19 protein-coding genes are annotated in these 18,337 nt (G+C 37.9%); 9 read left to right on the forward strand and 10 right to left on the reverse strand.

The window, feature by feature from the left end; genetic code table 11:
* Positions 1-2 precede the first annotated feature (2 nt).
* Positions 3-1,745 carry an ATP-binding protein gene (locus BFP77_RS00990; protein WP_180272280.1) on the reverse strand — a complete coding sequence of 581 codons (1,743 nt, stop codon included), beginning with the start codon at positions 1,743-1,745 and terminating at the stop codon, positions 3-5.
* Positions 1,746-1,899: 154 nt separating this feature from the next.
* On the opposite strand from BFP77_RS00990, the gene BFP77_RS00995 reads away from it, so the two are divergent.
* Positions 1,900-3,189, forward strand: coding sequence for a dipeptidase (locus BFP77_RS00995; protein WP_099572219.1), 1,290 nt, complete (start codon positions 1,900-1,902; stop codon positions 3,187-3,189).
* Here BFP77_RS00995 and BFP77_RS01000 read toward each other — a convergent pair.
* Both BFP77_RS01000 and BFP77_RS01005 read right to left on the reverse strand, forming a co-directional pair.
* Entirely contained in the window at positions 3,186-3,584 is a 399-nt protein-coding gene (locus BFP77_RS01000) for an acyl-CoA thioesterase (protein WP_099572220.1), read from the reverse strand. The two genes, BFP77_RS00995 and BFP77_RS01000, sit on opposite strands and share 4 nt — an antisense overlap.
* A 216-nt stretch (positions 3,585-3,800) precedes the next feature.
* The gene (locus BFP77_RS01005) at positions 3,801-4,694 is read right to left on the reverse strand and encodes a DUF72 domain-containing protein (protein ID WP_099572221.1); all 894 of its coding nucleotides are present in this window, start codon (positions 4,692-4,694) and stop codon (positions 3,801-3,803) included.
* A 142-nt stretch (positions 4,695-4,836) separates the two neighbouring features.
* Here BFP77_RS01005 and BFP77_RS01010 point away from each other — a divergent pair, with 142 nt between their 5' ends.
* Positions 4,837-5,247 (forward strand): glyoxalase, encoded by a 411-nt coding sequence (locus BFP77_RS01010; RefSeq protein WP_099572222.1) that lies wholly within the window; start codon positions 4,837-4,839, stop codon positions 5,245-5,247.
* On the opposite strand, the gene BFP77_RS01015 is transcribed toward BFP77_RS01010, so the two are convergent.
* On the reverse strand, positions 5,236-5,916 hold the full coding sequence (locus tag BFP77_RS01015) for a DUF2461 domain-containing protein (RefSeq protein WP_099572223.1): 681 nt from the start codon (positions 5,914-5,916) through the stop codon (positions 5,236-5,238). The genes BFP77_RS01010 and BFP77_RS01015 overlap by 12 nt on opposite strands.
* A 188-nt stretch (positions 5,917-6,104) precedes the next feature.
* Here BFP77_RS01015 and epsC point away from each other — a divergent pair, with 188 nt between their 5' ends.
* The 7 genes from epsC (at position 6,105) to BFP77_RS01050 (ending at position 13,133) form a co-directional block, all read left to right on the forward strand.
* Positions 6,105-6,896: a serine O-acetyltransferase EpsC gene (epsC, locus tag BFP77_RS01020; RefSeq protein ID WP_099572224.1), complete on the forward strand. Its 792-nt coding sequence runs from the start codon at positions 6,105-6,107 to the stop codon at positions 6,894-6,896.
* Positions 6,889-7,773, forward strand: coding sequence for a cysteine synthase CysM (gene cysM / locus BFP77_RS01025; RefSeq protein ID WP_099572225.1), 885 nt, complete (start codon positions 6,889-6,891; stop codon positions 7,771-7,773). Before epsC ends, cysM begins: the two co-directional genes overlap by 8 nt.
* Before the next feature lie 204 nt (positions 7,774-7,977).
* Complete coding sequence (locus BFP77_RS01030; RefSeq protein WP_143751814.1) at positions 7,978-8,601, forward strand: hypothetical protein; 624 nt, start codon at positions 7,978-7,980, stop codon at positions 8,599-8,601.
* A gap of 154 nt (positions 8,602-8,755) precedes the next feature.
* Positions 8,756-9,226, forward strand: coding sequence for a DUF1905 domain-containing protein (locus tag BFP77_RS01035; protein ID WP_099572227.1), 471 nt, complete (start codon positions 8,756-8,758; stop codon positions 9,224-9,226).
* A gap of 279 nt (positions 9,227-9,505) precedes the next feature.
* Positions 9,506-11,368 (forward strand): hypothetical protein, encoded by a 1,863-nt coding sequence (locus BFP77_RS01040; protein WP_143751815.1) that lies wholly within the window; start codon positions 9,506-9,508, stop codon positions 11,366-11,368.
* A gap of 33 nt (positions 11,369-11,401) precedes the next feature.
* On the forward strand, positions 11,402-12,070 hold the full coding sequence (locus tag BFP77_RS01045; RefSeq protein WP_099572229.1) for a hypothetical protein: 669 nt from the start codon (positions 11,402-11,404) through the stop codon (positions 12,068-12,070).
* A gap of 436 nt (positions 12,071-12,506) precedes the next feature.
* Complete coding sequence (locus BFP77_RS01050) at positions 12,507-13,133, forward strand: hypothetical protein (protein ID WP_099572230.1); 627 nt, start codon at positions 12,507-12,509, stop codon at positions 13,131-13,133.
* 147 nt (positions 13,134-13,280) lie between these two features.
* Here BFP77_RS01050 and BFP77_RS01055 read toward each other — a convergent pair whose 3' ends face one another.
* The 6 genes from BFP77_RS01055 to BFP77_RS01080 all read right to left on the reverse strand — a co-directional run bounded on the left by BFP77_RS01055 (position 13,281) and on the right by BFP77_RS01080 (position 18,308).
* Positions 13,281-14,078, reverse strand: a complete 798-nt coding sequence (locus BFP77_RS01055; protein ID WP_099572231.1) for an alpha/beta hydrolase — start codon at positions 14,076-14,078, stop codon at positions 13,281-13,283.
* Entirely contained in the window at positions 14,071-14,949 is an 879-nt protein-coding gene (locus tag BFP77_RS01060; protein WP_099572232.1) for an alpha/beta hydrolase, read from the reverse strand. The genes BFP77_RS01055 and BFP77_RS01060 overlap by 8 nt, the downstream gene beginning before the upstream one ends.
* An 87-nt stretch (positions 14,950-15,036) precedes the next feature.
* On the reverse strand, positions 15,037-15,579 hold the full coding sequence (locus BFP77_RS01065) for a hypothetical protein (protein ID WP_143751816.1): 543 nt from the start codon (positions 15,577-15,579) through the stop codon (positions 15,037-15,039).
* A 53-nt stretch (positions 15,580-15,632) separates the two neighbouring features.
* A complete protein-coding gene (locus BFP77_RS01070) occupies positions 15,633-16,130 on the reverse strand; it encodes a Dps family protein (RefSeq protein WP_099572234.1) in 498 nt (165 codons plus the stop codon).
* Positions 16,131-16,337: 207 nt separating this feature from the next.
* Positions 16,338-17,432, reverse strand: a complete 1,095-nt coding sequence (gene corA / locus BFP77_RS01075; RefSeq protein ID WP_099572235.1) for a magnesium/cobalt transporter CorA — start codon at positions 17,430-17,432, stop codon at positions 16,338-16,340.
* An 87-nt stretch (positions 17,433-17,519) separates the two neighbouring features.
* Positions 17,520-18,308 (reverse strand): tRNA pseudouridine synthase A, encoded by a 789-nt coding sequence (locus BFP77_RS01080; protein WP_099572236.1) that lies wholly within the window; start codon positions 18,306-18,308, stop codon positions 17,520-17,522.
* Between the last annotated feature and the right edge of the window lie 29 nt (positions 18,309-18,337).

Raw genomic sequence — 18,337 nt, forward strand, 5'->3', positions numbered from 1 at the left:
TCCTATTTAAGCTTGCTTAAAGCGGTATCCATTTGATTCTCGAAAGACGAGTAGCTGTTTAAAAAGGCTTGAAACAACCTAGACGTTTCTTCTCCGTTCTTTGCTTTACAGCTTTCCTCTATAGCTACGATAATATCTCTTAGTTGTAGTGCTTTGAGCATGGATAAACCTGCTTTAAGTTTATGTGCACATAAGGAAATCTCTTTGAAGTCGCTGGTTCCAAGTGCTATTTTCGTTGCACCTATAAATTCGTAGACATTTTGTTTAAAAAGTCTTACCAGTTCTCGGAGCATATCTATTTCTCCGAAACACTCCCCAAGGATATGTTGAAGGTCAAATGAATTCGCCGTGTCTTTGGAGATGGTCTCCTTTTTAAGTAGGTCATTGCTTTCTGGCGTTAAGGATTTCTCCTTTCTATTTTTAAGTACTTTTATGAGAAGTTCGTCCAAAGTATATGGTTTTAGTAAAAAATCGTTAATCCCGACGTTTACGTAGCGCTCTTGGTCATGTTCCGTAAAATCGGCGCTTAGCGCTATTATGGGAATATGTTCTAGATGCGTTTTTGATCTTATTTGTTCAGAAATCTCGAAACCGTCCCTATTTGGCATTTTCAAATCCATAAGGATAAGGTCAATAGCATCGGTTTTTAATATGGTCAATCCTTTTTCTGCATCTGCAGTGATATACACCTTACATCCCAATTTATGAAGTTGTTCTGTTATAAGATGCTGGTTCATTAAATTATCTTCAAAAACTAGAATTTTAGCTCCTTTGAGCAGTGCTCTGCCTTTTTCAATATTGATGATATTGACTTTATTTGTAGGAATATTGATTGCATTTCCTTTTTTGTAAGTAATGGTAAACGTGAAGGTTGTTCCTTCACCTTCAACACTAACAACGGAAATTTCTCCATTTTGCTTTTCTATCAATTCTTTTACGATACTTAGTCCAAGCCCCGTTCCTCCATAGGTAATGAAAGTATCTTTCTGGGCCTGTTTGAAGCTTTCGAAAATCGTTTTCAGTTTTTCCTGCGGAATGCCAATTCCGGTATCCGTGACTTTAAATTCCAATACATAGTCGTCCTGTGATTTACTTTGTATACCCACGGCTAATTCGATATGACCTTTATCCACGAATTTTATAGCGTTTCCTAAAAGGTTCAACAGCACTTGGGACAATTTTGAAGGATTACCGATTATGGTTTTAGGTATCTTGGAATCTATAGAAACCCTTAAATCCACTCCTTTATCAAGGATTAAGGTCTGACATAGAAAGATGACATCGTTTACTAGACCACGAAAATTAAAGTCTATAATGTCCAAGCCATCTACTCCCGAAATAATTTTGGAGTATTCCAATACCTCATTAATAATATCGCGCAGATTATAAGAAGCATTTTCGATAGCGTCCACTTTTTTAAGTTGACTAGGGTTAAGTTTCTCGTCTCGAAGCAAATTGGCAAAACCAATGATTCCGTTTAACGGCGTTCGTATCTCATGACTAATATGGGCAATGAGTTTGCTGTCGTTTGCATCTTTCTTAGCAACATCCTCGGAATTCTTTTTCGTATTTTCAGGAGTTATGACTTCATTGGGATTTAGAATACGTTTCTCTAAACGATTTCTAAATGTATTGAAAGACGTTTTCAACAAAGCTGCTTCCTCGGTGGTCAACTCCTCAAAGGAAAAGTCATTTAGAGATGATTCCAATTGGGCCAATTGACTCTGTAAGTCTTTTGTTTTCAAAATTGACATAGATTAAGATTCCTTTTTGGGTAAATAATATAGTTTCATACAATCTTAAAAATCCTGCTTTTCCCTACTACTGGCAATTAAATGTTCCCTACACTTCCTTTTTTGTTGTGAATAGGCTTTATTTGTAGGTCTAAAAAAATAAACGATGAAAGAATTAAGCTACATACTCTGTGTTTTATTACTATTCTCTTGTTCGAACGAAGAGAAAAAGGAAGTGGAATCGACTGAAGACATTGCAAAACGAATCCATGAAAAAGTAATAACGATTGATACCCATAATGACATCAATGTCAAGAATTTTACGGATAGTATCAACTACACCCAACGTTTGAATACGCAGATTAATCTTCCAAAAATGAAGGAAGGTGGATTGGACGTTTCTTGGCTTATCGTTTACACGGGACAGGATACACTTACCAAAGAAGGCTATGCCAAGGCAAAAGAAAATGCAATGGCCAAGTTTGATGCCATCCATAGGCTTTGTGAAGAAATTGCGCCCGAAGAAATTCAACTTGCCTTGACTTCTGAAGATGTTCGCCGCATTGATGCATCAGGTAAAAAAGTAGCGATGATCGGGGTAGAAAATGCCTATCCTATCGGTGAGGACCTTTCCGAATTTACAAAGTACCACGAGCTAGGTGCGCGTTATATATCACTTTCGCACAACGGGCATAGTCAATTCTGCGACTCCAATACGGGAGAAAAGGACTCCGTTTGGCTACATAATGGTTTAAGTGATTTAGGTAAAAAGGCTGTAAAAGAGATGAATAGGTTAGGAATGATGATTGATGTTTCTCATCCTTCAAAAGAATCCATGAAGCAAATGATCGCTTTGTCCAAAGCGCCCATTATTGCCTCACATTCCTCGGCAAGAGCGCTCTGTGGTCATAGTAGAAATTTAGACGATGAGCAGTTAAAATTAATGAAAGAAAACGGTGGTGTAGTGCAGACCGTGGCCTTTAGCTCTTATTTGAATACAGAAAAGCACGAGGCGCGTGCCGCTTATATGAAAGGACTTTATGAAAAAATAGCGGACTCTTTAGCCATAGATTGGTATGAACGTTCTGAATTTCGAAATCTAACAGATGACCAGAAAGAGGCTTTTCTAGTGAATTATCCTAAAGTAACCCAAATGGGTAAAGACATGGTTACGGGAATGACGGACGTGCCGGAGGCCGTAAATGTATCCGACTTTGTTGACCACATAGATTATATGGTGAAACTGATTGGAATAGACCATGTAGGTATCAGTTCCGATTTTGATGGTGGCGGAGGAATAGAAGGATGGTCGGACGCTTCCGAAACCTTTAACGTAACCTTGGAACTGGTGAAAAGAGGCTACACGGAAAAGGAAATAGAAAAGCTCTGGGGTGCCAACTTACTTCGTGTACTGGACGAGGTCCAAGCCGTAGCCAAAGAAATGGCCATGAATTAAGACTGAGCGGCAGCGAGCCTATCGGCAACGAACTCTACCTTGGTCTTCCCATGAACCGAGGGCTTGCCATCTTCTCCCAAGTTTACCATAATAATATTGTCTACGGTGACAATGGTCTCGTGGTTCATTTTATTACGCACCTCGCAGTTCAATGTCAAAGAGGTTTTACCGAATTTTACTACCTCTATCCCTATCTCAACGATGTCACCTTGCACGGCGGCACTCATAAAGTTGATTTCGGACATATATTTTGTAACGATTTTGGCATTCTCCAATTGAACAATACTGTATAGGGCCGCTTCTTCATCTATCCACGCCAACACCTTACCACCGAACAGGGTGCCGTTAGAATTTAAATCCTCTGGCTTAACCAATTTTCTTGTGTGAAATTTCATAGTATAGTCTTATTGATACTACAAAATTAGATTGAAAATCATTTGAAACCTGCCAAAAAACACTTTTAACACTCCGATTTATCAAATTGCAAACTACACTATCGGGAAAATGAACAATAACTAAATATAACGTGTTAGAATTTTAAAATAGGCAAAATTAGACCGCTTTAGCCGACGGGCCATCGGAAATTAACATCAAGCCAAATACTATATCATTTAGAACAAGCTTGGTGGGTCAATCAGTGTTTTAGGAACTGTAAGGTCCGTATGAAGTCTCTCGTTAAGTTTTTTAATAAAATAGGCCGATAACAAAGGAGATTCCAATTCCATATTCTGATGAATGAAAAAATTCACTTTTCTCAGACCTTGGTCCTTCCATGCTTCCAACCTAATCACCCAATCATCCAAGCGCGTATAATCGCTCTTATGGTTAGCGCCCACATATCTAACAAAGGCTTCATCATTGGTAAGTCTCATGTGCATGATATCCCGTCTTCCCGCAGTATCCACCAAAATATTGGCAATGCCGTTTTCTTCGAGCAAGTGGTAGAGCTCCTGAGCTACTTTTTCGTCATTGAACCAATCCGTATGCCTAAATTCCATTGCCAACCGAAATTCTTTTGGCCACAGTTCTACAAAGCGAACCACCCTGTCCCAGTCTTTCGGTGCAAAATTATTGTGCATTTGCAAGAACATGGTACCCAACTTACTCGATAGATTGGCGGTATTGGTCAAATACTGGTCCAAAACAGGATAAGCTTGGTCATTTAGACGTCTTAAATGACTTACGTTTTGAACTATTTTAGGAAAAAAAGTAAAATTGGCCGGAGTTTTCGCATTCCATTTTTCATAGGTTTCGGAAGGGAATATGCGATAAAAAGTAGCATTGAGCTCAATGGAATTAAACTGTGTGGAATAATAGGCCAACTCATCTTTAGTGCCCCTAGGGTAAAAATTTTTGAGGTCCTGCTTGTTCCATTTTGCACAACCTACGTGCATGGTAAAAGGGTCTTTTTGGTCTACCTTATTTAGTACCACGGCCGTCTCTTTATGATCCGTAGGCAATGTAAAATCAATACCTTCTGGCTGCTCTACCTTTCCAAATTTCATGTCTTTTCAAATTTCCCATAAAAATAACCAATAATTTATAGTGTAGAGGTCGGGTTCACTGTTTATAAACCCGTTAAAAACTAATATCCGCACTTCAAAAGCACCCTTTCTTATTGGCTACCTTTAGAAAAACAAGATTGACATGAACGATAGGTCCCACAGTTTAAAACAAATTCGTCCAGAAATTACTTCGGCAAGAATACATTCTAATATGAGTCCGGATGAGCGTTTTCAAAATGAAACCCTCCGCCCTATCATTAAATTTCAGAACGATTTGTTGCTGGCCTCCCTCCAAAACTACATCGTAAAAACTAAAAATACTTTTTATGAATTACGGTTAGAAAAGCGCATGGATTATATTGCCAACGCCCTACAGAAGGACATCAAATATAGGAACTCCGTAAAAGGTATCATCATGGGGCAGTTCACTGTTGAAGAATATGCGAACTATATTCAAAATTCATCCGCCCTTAACAAAAGAATCATCAATATGGTGATAAAACGCCTTCAGGACCAAATTCAATATTTTGAAAAAAAGGCTTTAATCCAATAGCGATTCCCCGTTAAGATTAGTGGTCAACACCGCACTCATTAAATCAAAATAAGGTCGTATCACCTTAAAGGAGGCATTGACAGTATCCGCAAAGTTTGCGGACAAGACCTCTTTATCGCTAAAATTCCTAACAAAAATATACTGCTTTTTGCGAATGAGGTCAATATTGGGGTCTTCCTTATCAAACCCCTTTGGAGCGGTCTTTAATTCATCACCCGCCAGTGATCCCCAAACGTCTTTGAACGCTTTTTTGCTCATAATTTCACGAAAATCGCTCGGGTCTATCTGCCATTCTTTTCTAATTCGGAACAGGTCTTCCTTTTCCGGTGCCCAAAAACCAGCAGCGATAAAACTACCCTGTGTTTGAATATGAAGGTAATAGCCACCCCGGCGTTGTTTTCCCGCTCTTGTATAGGAAGCGGAGAAATTAAATTTATAAGGGGTTTTGTTTTTGGAAAAGCGGACATCCCTATAAATCCGAAAGACTTTTAGTTTTTCTATTTCATCGTGCGTTTTCATTTTCTCCAACACCTCGTTAAAGAAAGCTTTGGCTTCCGTTTCCCGTAGTTTAAATTGCCCCTTATGTTCGGCAAACCACTCCCTATTATTATTTTCCTTGAGGTCCGTTAAAAATTGTAGCGTTGGTTTGGTAATAGCAGGGTGTAACATACGACTTAGGTCTTGTTATTTTAAGCTAAAGTTAACCATTTGCCTTTAAGACGATAGTATTAATTGGTTAATTTTGATTTTGGAAATGACCTTATAACAAGCCAAGGCGCAGAACGGGGAAATCAGGATTAGCTCCCGAGAAAGCGTCGGCCTATTTCAAATCTCGGATACCGAGTAAAGTACAACCTATGGATCATCAATCTATCATTACCAGTATCAACAGGCATAAGAAACAGCCTAATCTCAGGTTTCGTTTGAAAAGAGATACGGAAACTTTCACGAATTTGCTTTTCTATACCCTATTCGATATCGAAACTCCGGTTTCCGGCAATCTGGAAATCTTAGAACAACAGTTTGACAACCTTGTGGATTTAGCCTGCTGGGAAAGTGAAAAACCTTGTAAAAAGATCTGGGAAAACTACGTAGCAAAACTCCCCACCATTTTAGAAAGTTTAAATCTTGATGCAGAGGCCACCGTGAACTGTGACCCTGCCTCCTTATCCATTGAAGAGGTGTATATGGCCTACCCAGGCTTCTATGCCATCGCCATCTACAGATTGGCCCACGAGCTATACCAAACAGGTTTTCCGCTCGTACCGCGCTTAATGACGGAATATGCGCATCGGCAGACCGGCGTTGATATTAACCCTGGAGCCCAAATCGGAAAATCCTTTCATATAGACCACGGCACAGGCGTGGTTATTGGGGAGACCGCTATCATAAAGAATGATGTGAAAATATATCAAGGCGTAACCTTAGGCGGACTTTACGTGGCCAAGCATTTGCAAAAAACCAAGCGACACCCGACCATAGAAGATAATGTAACCATTTACGCCAATGCCACGATATTAGGAGGTGAAACGGTCATTGGAGCCAACAGCGTCATTGGTGGAAATGCATGGCTTACGGCTTCAGTTCCACCACATTCCACCGTGTTCCATACACCAGAAATAAAAATTAAAACCTTACCCAATGTCTAAGCGCATTTTAGATTTAATAGGAAACACACCTTTGGTAGCATCCCGCGTACTGAACACCAATCCCAATGTGAAGCTTTTCTTTAAGATGGAAGGCCACAACCCAGGCGGTAGCGTTAAGGACAGGGCCGCTTATAATATGATTAAAAGCGGACTGGAAACGGGAAGCATAAAAACCAGCGATAAATTGATAGAAGCCACGAGCGGCAATACGGGTATCGCTTTGGCCATGATAGCAGGTATTTATGGTTTGGACATCGAATTGGTGATGCCCGAAAATTCCACCAAAGAACGCGTACAGACCATGCGGGCCTATGGTGCCAAAGTTACCCTAACACCGGCGGATGTTGGTATTGAAGGAGCGCGGGACTATGCCGAGGAAAAGGTGAACAAAGAGGGTTTCATTATGCTGAACCAGTTTGGGAATCCGGATAACTGGAAAGCGCATTATAAAACCACAGGACCTGAGATTTGGAAGGATACGCACGGACAGGTCACCCATTTTGTCTCCTCTATGGGCACCACAGGGACCATTATGGGTACTTCCACCTATTTAAAAGAGCAAAATGAAGCTGTGCAAATTGTGGGGGTACAACCTACCGACAATTCTAAAATACCTGGGATACGCAAATGGCCCAAGGCCTATTTACCCAAAATTTTTGATGCGAAGAAAGTGGACACGGTCATGGAGGTTAGCGAAGCAGAAGCAAGAACTATGGCCAAAAGATTGGCCAAGGAAGAAGGTATCTTTTCTGGAATGAGCAGTGGCGGTGCAGCGACCGTGGCATTACGTTTGGCCGCTCAACTGGACCATGGGGTCATTATTTCCATTATTTGCGATAGAGGTGACCGTTACCTTTCCTCTGATTTGTTCGATTAACAGCTATTGGCTTATTCAGGGGTGTTCAGAACTTTCTTACTATCAAGTGGAGACCACATAAATTGAAACTGGGGAATGGTTAACTTCGTAAAGAACCGATAAAAAAATCTGTGCTGTGATTGATGAAGTAGTAAAACTCTACTTTTAGCACCTTAGGACACCATTTACACAAACATCAATCTCAACAATAAACATTACGATTATATGAAAGTTAGAAGGTATTTATTTTGTCTTGTTGTCACGCTGTATCTCATGTCCTGCCATACAATAGCCCTTCCAAAAAATGTACCTTTAGATCATATTGTGCTGATTACAGGGGAAAAAATTTACGGCAAGGTCGATTATTTTAAGGAAGGGTTCGCGCTCAGTGAATTTTACGGGAGAATAAGACTGACAGACGTAAATGGAAGAAAAAGAAGCTTTAAGCGGAAAAAAGTACTTTCCTTTAACGTAAACGGATACGACTATAAAAGCTATTCCTTAAACGAGGAAACCAAACTGTTTAAAAATGGTCGTTTTCTTGATACCGAATACCATATCTCTCAAGATGGTGTTCAACATTTTTTAAAAGTGATTTCGAAAGGAACATTATCTCACTATGAATTGGAATGGATAGACCATGACAATAACGATTTAGAATCAATTGGTTTAATTAAGAAAACTGAAGATAATTTTTTCATTCCCGCAGAGAATATACGAAGCCAGATAGCAAAAAAAGCGGTTAGTGCCTACCTTTCTGACTGTCCGGAAGCACAGAAGAAAATAGCCGAAAAGGACTTTAAATATGTTTTTCAGGTTGTGGACTTTTACAATAAGAACTGTAACTGAGGACGATTAGCTTTGTCCTGTAATTACAAACTTTGAGACACTATCTTCAACACAAAAGGATTATTCAATAACTGAACCCCATAAATCTAAAATTAAAGATTTGTAAATTGGGGTTAAAACGAATTGTAGTTATTGAACAAAAAGTATTTTAGTAATGAAAACGTTTCAAGGTAAACAAACCATTAAACAACTCGAAAAAAGAAAGGGTGGTTATTATTACTTAAAACTAGATGCGGAAATCATAAACCAATTCAGTAAAAAAAGAGCCACAAGAATAATTTGCACCATTGATGCTAACGTTTCTTATCGCTGTGGCTTGAATCATTTAGGCGATGGAAATTTTTATGTAATCGTGGCTGGAAAATATCTTGAGAAACTTAATAAGGAGCTCGGAGAAGAAGTCGATTACAGAATTGATGAAGACCCAGACCAATTAGGGGTTGACATGCCAGAAGTACTCACTGTTTTTCTTGCGCAAGATTCGGACTCAAAAGCAATTTTCAACAAGCTAACGGACGGAAAAAAAAGAAGTTTAATATATAGCATCGTAAAGCTAAAAGATATTGATAAACAAGTGAAAATTATAAATGACTTTTTAGCGAAAGAAAGTCAGAAAATGAAATAAGTACGGAAAAATACGATGCTAACATTAGTAGGGTCTTTTTGAGATTACCAGACTTCGTTAACAAGGAATACATGGAACCTGTGCTGCGCTTGACGAAGTGTTGAAACGCCACTTAGCTATGGTTTGGGCGTAAATTTGAATACTAATGAGAATTTCAAGAAAGTTATAACCAAGAAAATAATTATTTGTCCAATAAAATAGACCATAAATTAAAAAATCCCGTTTTAATCTTATTCAATGAAATAAATTTTAAATAATATTGTTGATAACCCAATGCCTATGAAGGTAATTCAAAAAAGATGGACTAATCTCCTAATACACTTTCTTCTTTTTAGCTTATTTAGTTCATGCTCCTTTCAATTTTCGGATGATTATTTTGTTGAGTTGGAACAGCCTGAATCCAGTGCATTATTGACAGTCTCCTTATTAGAAGACAATATGATTGTTTCTCAACCTATAATGTCAAGCTATGTTTTTAATGGAAACAACAAGCATAGACTATATAGTGTAAATATTACAATAGACAATAGGGGAATCTTAGGAAGCTCAAATACTAGTGACTCTTTTGAAATTAATCCCGATCCTCTATCGGAAGGGGAACATGAGGTTGCAATAAAATTTCAATATTCTTCTGGTTCTAGAAGTTTGGCTGACCAGAATGATTTTGAACGTTATGAAAGTATTTTGCGCTACACGATAATTGTCGATAAATCGAGCCCGAAGCCAATATCAATATTAGGCGTAGAAGTAATTGATGGTTCCATTTTCCTTAATTGGAATTCAGTTGAAGATAATATTTTTCAAGAAGCCCATTTAAATGTATATCCACCAAATGACTATTCAGCTCTGAGAAAAATTGAACTTAACCAGGAAATCATAAATAGCCTACAATTTAATGATACCATAAGCACAGATTTAATCATGGATTTTAGCATAACCTTAAAAAACAGATACGGTGAAACGGAGAGTGAGCGAATCAATTTGACCTTAGATAAACCAAAACTGTATGGAGAAATTATAGATGGTTCGAGCTATAAGTTTATTTGGGCAGAACACCCGCTGTATAACAATTTTGATAATTACAATTATAATGTGCGCCCCAATAATACTTTTGTTACGCTTAGCAATAGAGGCGGTGAATATGTGGTCAATGATGCCCCTACTTTTGGGCAGCAAGATTACCACTCCCTTAACTTACAAAGAAATAACAGTGGCTATGGCTTGCACCATGTTTCTGAAAGGATACATTTCGGTAAAACTTTTGATGTACCTTGGGGGCAAACCTACGTATTCAACAAAGAAAGAAACACAATTTTCACAGTAGTTTTAGATGGCTCAAGCTCTTTTAACGCACCAAGGGATGTCGTGTTATATGAGCTTAACCCAGAAAATCTGGAAGTGCTAAATTCAAGAAGCCTCTTTACTATTTATGATAGTTATGTTGATTTAATCATTGATCCTGTTACCAATGATATTATTTTAGATTTATTTGACTCTTCATATTTTGTTGACCCAACTTCATTGACCATAAAAGAAACTTTCGAATCGACAGATTATGTTGCTCCTTCAGATTTTATTATTACCCGTTTGAGAAATCGGTTTTTAATTATTGAAAGAACCAATGGTAGCAATGTTTCAATCTACAACACTGGGACTGATGAATTGGTATACCAGGACGCAGTGGATTATAGATTTTTTGTAGCCGAAGATGGCTCGGCGATTTTTAATCAAGGAACAATATATCTGCTTAACAATCAATCTTATGAAGCAATAAAAACAATAGAAACTACAAATAATGTTTCGGCTCATGAGGTCCTTTTTATCCCAGAAAAGCAATTATGCGTATACAGTAATGTTTATGGCAATCCTGTAATTTATAATTACGAACAAAATACTTCAATAAATGTCTCTGCAATAACTAACATATATAGAATAAATTATGATTCAGTTAATGAAAAGCTCACCATGTTTCAAAGGGACTATGATGGTTATCAGATTGACATGGCCCATTTAGTTAATTTAAATGGACAAGTAGAAAAGTCTTTGGAATGTTTTGAAAATAATACGGGACTTCAATATTATCCTTTGAACCGTAAGTTTATTTCAAACCAAGGTCTTTTTTTAGACACTTACTTTAACTAGGTATTTATGAGATTTATTTTTATACTAGGGTCAATGATACTTTTTTTTGTGCATTCAGGAAAAGCTCAAAGTGGAAAGTTATTTTTTGAGTTCAACTACAACACTTTTTCCCATGGCTCTTTAAAGAACTTTCAAGAAGAATTTGCAAATGATATCACCGAGGTAGATGTTCGGATAAATGACAACTTTCCTGCCAATTATGGCTTTACCATAGGTTATAAAATCAATTCAATAAATACTTCAATTTTTGGAAGTTATACGAATACGGGAGGTAAAATTTCATATTCCGACTTTTCAGGCACGATAAGATTGACCCAACCCTTAACTGGCTATACTTTAGGTGGTATGTATGAGTTTGCTCTTTTAGGAGGTGAAAATACCGGTGAATTAACCTTAGGCATTAAGGGTTTTGCCACTTACAGCAATTTTGATATCGTAAGTTTTAATGAAATTAATGATAGTGCAAGAACAGAAACGATATCAACTTCATCAATAGACCTAGGAGCAGGCGTTGGTGTGATTTATGAATATACCATTTCCATAATCAAGTTGAGGGCAAGTGTAGGATTTGATGTGGTCTTAGGTGGAAAGCAATTCTTAAAAGAAGATCGCGATTTTTTTATTGAAGATAATTCAGGTAGTCCAGTTAGAACTGGTTGGACCGGGGCAAGATTAGGCATTGGTGCGTCGATACCTTTATAAATAGTAGGAAGAACAAAACCTACGTACAAAACGGTATATAATTAATTGTGGACGGATTTCCCAAAATGGAAATCCCTGTGATTAAACATTTTAGGTACAGTCTGACTTTTTTCGTTGGAAAAGTTCGCACCCAATGATACACAAAACCGATCACAAAACCCTATCCTTATCCTAAAGTGCTATCCGTGGCATTATTTAAGCCTTCATAATCCTGTAGATAATGGTGTCCGCCGCCTTACACGGTTAACATGTACTTTTAAAACAACCATCTTTTGCTGTTCAAAACTTTCTTACAAACTTTTGTAAGAACCCTTGACTTCATTTTGAAGATAAGCGAACTTTGTTACATCGGATAAATGGAACCTGTGCTGAGCTTGCCGAAGTGTTGAAATTCCATTTATTTGTGCGCTGGGCACAATTAAAACGGACACTTTAAATGGAATTAACAAAAGATATTTTAGAAATAATATATTATTTAACTGCTGGACCTCTTTTAGTCTATATAGCAATTAGAGGACTTAAACAGATTAAAGTTGCGAAACAAAACTCTAGAACAAACAACAAAAGAGAGGCATTCAAAAGTGCAGCCGAACAATGTTGTGTGTTTGGAGAAAAAATAATTCCTTTAGAGGGAAATCTACGTGATGAAAAACATTCTTTTTTTGATAAATTTAATGTTAAAATAAAAGAAAAAGGGTTTGAAATAAAACCAAATGGAGATGTTCTTGAAGATGAAATAGATAAATTAAATAATTCAAAATACATTACCGATTTGTTGAACTCTTTAGAGGGCTTTGCAGTTTACTTTATTTCAGGAGTTGCTGCTGAAAAAATTGGATATATAACTACAGGGAGAAGTTATTGCGAAATAGTAAAACGATTAATGCCTGTTATTGCTCTTTCCTTTAAAAATGGTCATTATAAAAATTTAATGCTTCTTTTTATTGAATGGAACAATAGGTTGGAAAAAGAAAAACTAGAATTCAAAAAAAGAGAGATAGAAAAGAAATTAAACAACAAAGGAGAAGGATTAAAAATTAATCCAATTGGAGTTAAAAAATAATTACGAACAACAATGTGTAATTGCAAATAAAAGGAATTCGACTATGTCCGAATCTACTCGGAACTGCTAAAGTCAGCGCTAAACCAAAAATCCTCGCATACGAACCCGTAACTAACGGTTATAAAAAACTAATAAAAAAACCCAATCCTATCTTAAAGCAGCATCCATAGCCTTCTTAAAAACATCAAAATCCTGTAGGTAATTGTGTCCGCCACCTTCTACCGTATAAAAAGTGCCTTGGCCTTCGGGTACTTGTGTAAATAAATCCTGCGCCTGCTCAAAAGGAATAATACCATCCGCCGTACCATGAATAATGGTTATGGGACATTTTACGCGCTGCACGTATTCATTTGAAGGAAAGCGGTAGTTAGACAATAGGTCAATCGGGAAAATAGGAAAACGGTGTTTTCCAAGTGCCACCGCACTATAGAAGGGTGATTCTAAAATTAGCTTACAAGGATTATTTTCCGCAGCTAGCCCAGAGGCTACTCCTGTTCCAAAAGAACGTCCATAAACTACGATCTTACTTTCATCGTAGCGCAGTTTGGTATAGTCATAAAAAAGTTGCGCATCACTTTTAATGGCAGCTTCGCTAAGTTCTCCCGTACTTTTCCCGTAGGTTCTATAATCCACGAAAATAGCATCATAGTCGTAACGGGTCACTAAATTAGCTACGTGAATGAGATGCGAGATATTTCCCGAGTTCCCATGAAAATAGAGCACTACCCCTTTTTGTGAGTTGTTCTGGATGTTTACGGCATTCAGACGCGCGCCATCCGGTGCGGTTAGCCAAAATTCCTCATAAGGTTGGCAAAAATCATACACATGATTTACCGGCATTTTGGACGGGATAAAGATGAGTTTTTCCTGAAAGGCATAGGTAACACCGAGCAGTATTACGTATAATACCGCTAGTACGATACCAATTTTTTTAAGTCTACGCATTCGTTTTTCTTGAGGAGTGCTTTACGTTAATACTGGAGCCTTCCAAATTTACAGGTTTTGGACGGGACGTTATGATGTCAGCCAACATTTTATGGTAAGCTTCAAAAGTATTCAGGTTCTTATGTCCGCCACCGATCACAGAATGCAAGGTGGTAGATTTAGGCTGTATTTTGGAGAGTTTTACGCTGGTCTTATAGGGAATAAGTCTATCATCCGTACCATGGATGATGTGTATGGGACATTTTACGTATTTCAACCATTTATAGGTGGGCATGGGAAATTTAATAAGCAAGGACAAGGGCATAAAGGGCACGTATTTCTTGGCCACCTTACTTAAGCTGTAGTAAGGTGCGTCTAGTATAAGCATACGCGGGTTGTTCATGGAAGCCAATTTCGTGGCAAATCCGGAACCTAGGGAACGGCCGTAAAGAATGATATATTTCTCCGCTACGTTATCCTTTATTTTATTGTAGACCACCTGTAGATCGCGCTTAATGGCCTTCTGGGTTCTTCTACCGGTGCTTTTGCCAAAACCACGGTAATCTACCATAATAACATCATAGCCATGACGCGTAAAATCCACGGCGAACTTACCCCAACCTTTGATGCTTTTGGAGTTCCCCTTGAGGTAAAAAACAACCCCTTTGGGGTTTGGCGTCTTAAAACGGAGTCCGTTTATGATGGCACCGTCCCTGGTTTCTATATTATACTCCTCAATTTCCTGGTTTTCGTAGTAAAACTGAAAGTCCTTTGCTAGCTTCTCCGGTTTGAACATTAAAAAATCCTGTAAAAAATATACGAGGATATTGATCACAAGATAAACGATCACAACAATCGTTAAAACATATTTCCAATCTACGGCGTTGAACATACCTTCTCAATGTACGAAATATGTTTTATTCTGTTCAAAACGAAAAAAGACCCCGAAGGATCTTTCTTGTCTTGTATGTGGGTCCAATTATTTGGAATCTGACATGTTCATACTTTCTTTAGTGTATTCTTCCACCAAGAATTCAATCTCTTTTCCGTTATTATCCGTGAAAATATAGGTCTGTTTGTTCGCAAAGTCATTTTTGGATTTCAAACTCATATTTTCAACGATTTTTAGGTTTTCTCCCTCGTCTATGGCTACGGCCAGCTCATTTTTATTCGATATCAGCACAAAATCCTCTGGCATGTCCGAATTATAGGTAAATACGATTTTCTCGTCAAAAGCATCATCCGCGTCATTATCGATTTTTACCGTTTTGGTAATTTTAGCAACGCTATCCATTACTCTGGATTGGTCAATTTTTGTACTGTCCTCTTCGTTCAACTGTACTGCGGTGTTTCGCATCGTGCTTATTTCCACGGTGCGTTTTACCATTTCGTTGCCCGTGTTTACGGTATATGTTTTGGACTGGGTGGTTTCCAAGGCCTCGGTAGGATTATCTTGGGCAATAGCCACTCCGGTAGTCATCATTAAACTTGCAATTAAAATATTTATTTTTCTAGTATTCATTTGTAATGTATTGTTTTTAGGGTTATTAATTATTTTTACTATTGGGTGTTCTACTATGCGGTAGCTTCTTTCAATCGCTCTGAATTTTTTCTGTTCCAGGCATCGAGCATCCAACTGTTCTTTTCTAATTCTCGTATGTAAGCTCCAATGAGGTCAATGGTTCCTTCATCATTAATTTCATCTGCCTTATTTACCACCGTAGTCATTTGCTTTAATAATAAACTATGGGCTTCTAGCAACTCGTTTACCATTTCCACATCACTAAAGTTGGTATCACTTTCCTTAATGGATGATGTTTTCAGGTATTCTGAGTAATTACTTATCGGGTGGTAACGCAATGTTAGGATACGTTCGGCAATCTCATCTATTTTTACTCTCGCTTCTCCGTATAATTCTTCGAATTTTTCGTGCAAATCAAAGAAATTATTTCCTAGGATGTTCCAGTGAAAGTTTCTTAATTTTTGATAGTACATATGGTAATCTGCCAAAAGGGTATTCAATTCCTTGATAGTTGGCAATAATTTTTTTTCATCTATATTCAAATAGTTCATGGATTTAATTTTTTAAAAGTTAAACAAAATGTGTAGTTGTTGGAGTGAAGCTCTTGGTGGCCGAAAGAGTATCGACCTTACTGGCGGAATGCTTTTAAAAGAATATGTATTTAATTATCCAACACTTTTAATATAAGGGTATATGGAAAAATGTCAAGTGATTTAACGGTGTTTAACAGAAGTTGGTAAGAATTAACATAAGGAATGTTAAAGCCAGTCTTTTTTCTTAAAATAGATTAACATACCCAAGAAGAGTACGATCATAAGGCCCCAAACGTAATAGTAGCCGTTTTCCCAGTGAAGTTCCGGTATGTGGTCAAAATTCATTCCGTACACCCCGGCAATAAACGTTAAGGGTATAAATATAGATGCCATAATGGTCAGCACTTTCATGACCTCGTTCATTTTGTTACTCATGTTACTCATGTACATTTCCATAAGACTCATACTCATTTCACGATAGATCTGCAGGCTTTCGTTTATTTCTAAGGTGTGGTCCAAAGCATCCCTTAAGAACAGTTTGGTATCTTGGTGTATGAGCGGATGCTCCGATTCAATAAGACGGTTGATGAGTTCTTTGACCGGGAATATCCACCGTCTTACTTTTAGTACTTCTTTCTTTAACTGTTGTATATTTTGGGCTACTACAGGTTTAGGATTGGTATACACCTCGTCCTCTAGCACTTCTATCCTGTGGTTGATCTGTTCCAATACCAAAAAGTAATTATCTATGATGGCATCCAACATGGCAAAAAACAGGTAATCCGCGCCTCTGGTCCTTATTCTTCCCAATTTGGACTGTATCCTGTTCCGTACCCCATCAAACACATCTTCCTCCACTTCCTGAAAAACCAGTACGGTCTTTTCCATTAGTACCATAGCGATGTGTTCCCCTACGATTTCATCTTGTTGATTGAGGTATAACATTCGAAACACCCCGAAAATATAATCTTCATACTCATCAATCTTAGGTCTTTGGTCCGTATTAATCGCATCTTCTAGAAGTAACGGATTTAGCTTGAATCGTTTCCCCAATTCCTCAATAAATGCCTCATCCGTAATCCCTACAACGTTTATCCAAGAAGTGTCCGGAGATTCTTTTAGGTTCACGATGGTCTTAAGGTCTATAGGATCGGACATTTTAAAGGAATCCGTATTGTATTCCATAACGTGTACTATGCTTTCCCCCTTCTCTTTGGTACCCAAATAACTTACGGTGCCCGGTGCTTTCCCCATCTTCCCTTGTACTCGGGAGACTTTCTTTTTTCTTTTAGGAAGACTTAATTTTCTTTTTTGGGCCATGACACTAATTTTACCTAAAGATACTAAAAGCGCTTATGTCACCATAAGAAAATGCTCATGGTAAGTCTCCGGGTATCTTTAATGGGATCATTGCGTAAAATCCAAGCCGTTCAGAAAGAGTCCGGAGCCTGGGGCAACAAAATTAAGTTGCTCATCGTAACCCGTTTTAAGAGAAGCTTCTATGGTTGCGATGTCATACGCTCCCTTGCCCAACTGTATTAGCGCACCCATCATTATCCGTACTTGATAGCGCATAAATCCTTCGCCGCGAACGCTAAGGGCATAGCTTTGCTTTGGAAAAAAAGTGGCATCAAAATAGGTGTTGTTGGTAATTTCACAGGAATCAATATGCCGTATGACTTTTGCGTTGGGCTGTAATCTTGCTGTATAGGCAGAAAAATCGTGTTCTCCTTCAAATAGCTTCGCTGCCTTGATCATGAGGTCTATATCCAATTCCTCTATAATATTGGCTATAAAAGGAGCGCAGAACGGATGGTTCTTTGTTCCAAAAGAAAACAAATAAATGTACTCTTTGCTTTTACTATCCTGAATAATATTGAACTTCTTATCGGTAGGCGTAATCGAGGTTATTTTGATATCCGGAGGTAAATTACGGTTAAAAAGTTGTATGAATTCGTTTAAATCCGATAGTGGTTCTTCTGCAATGAATAGTTCAAATGCCGCGTCTAACGAAGACACCTTTGCATCTGTTCTTCCCGCACCAAGAATTTTATAGTTAGCCTCTGGAAGTATAAATTTTAGCGTTTTTTGAAGCATGCCTTCAATGGTGCGCTGTCCAGGTTGCTTTTGCCAACCACTGAATCTAAACCCTAAATAGGCCAATCGTACGATATAGTAATAACGTTTTTGTTTCATGATAATTTAAAGATACTACCTCGTTCATT

Source organism: Maribacter sp. 4U21 (assembly GCF_002742365.1).
Lineage (GTDB): Bacteria > Bacteroidota > Bacteroidia > Flavobacteriales > Flavobacteriaceae > Maribacter.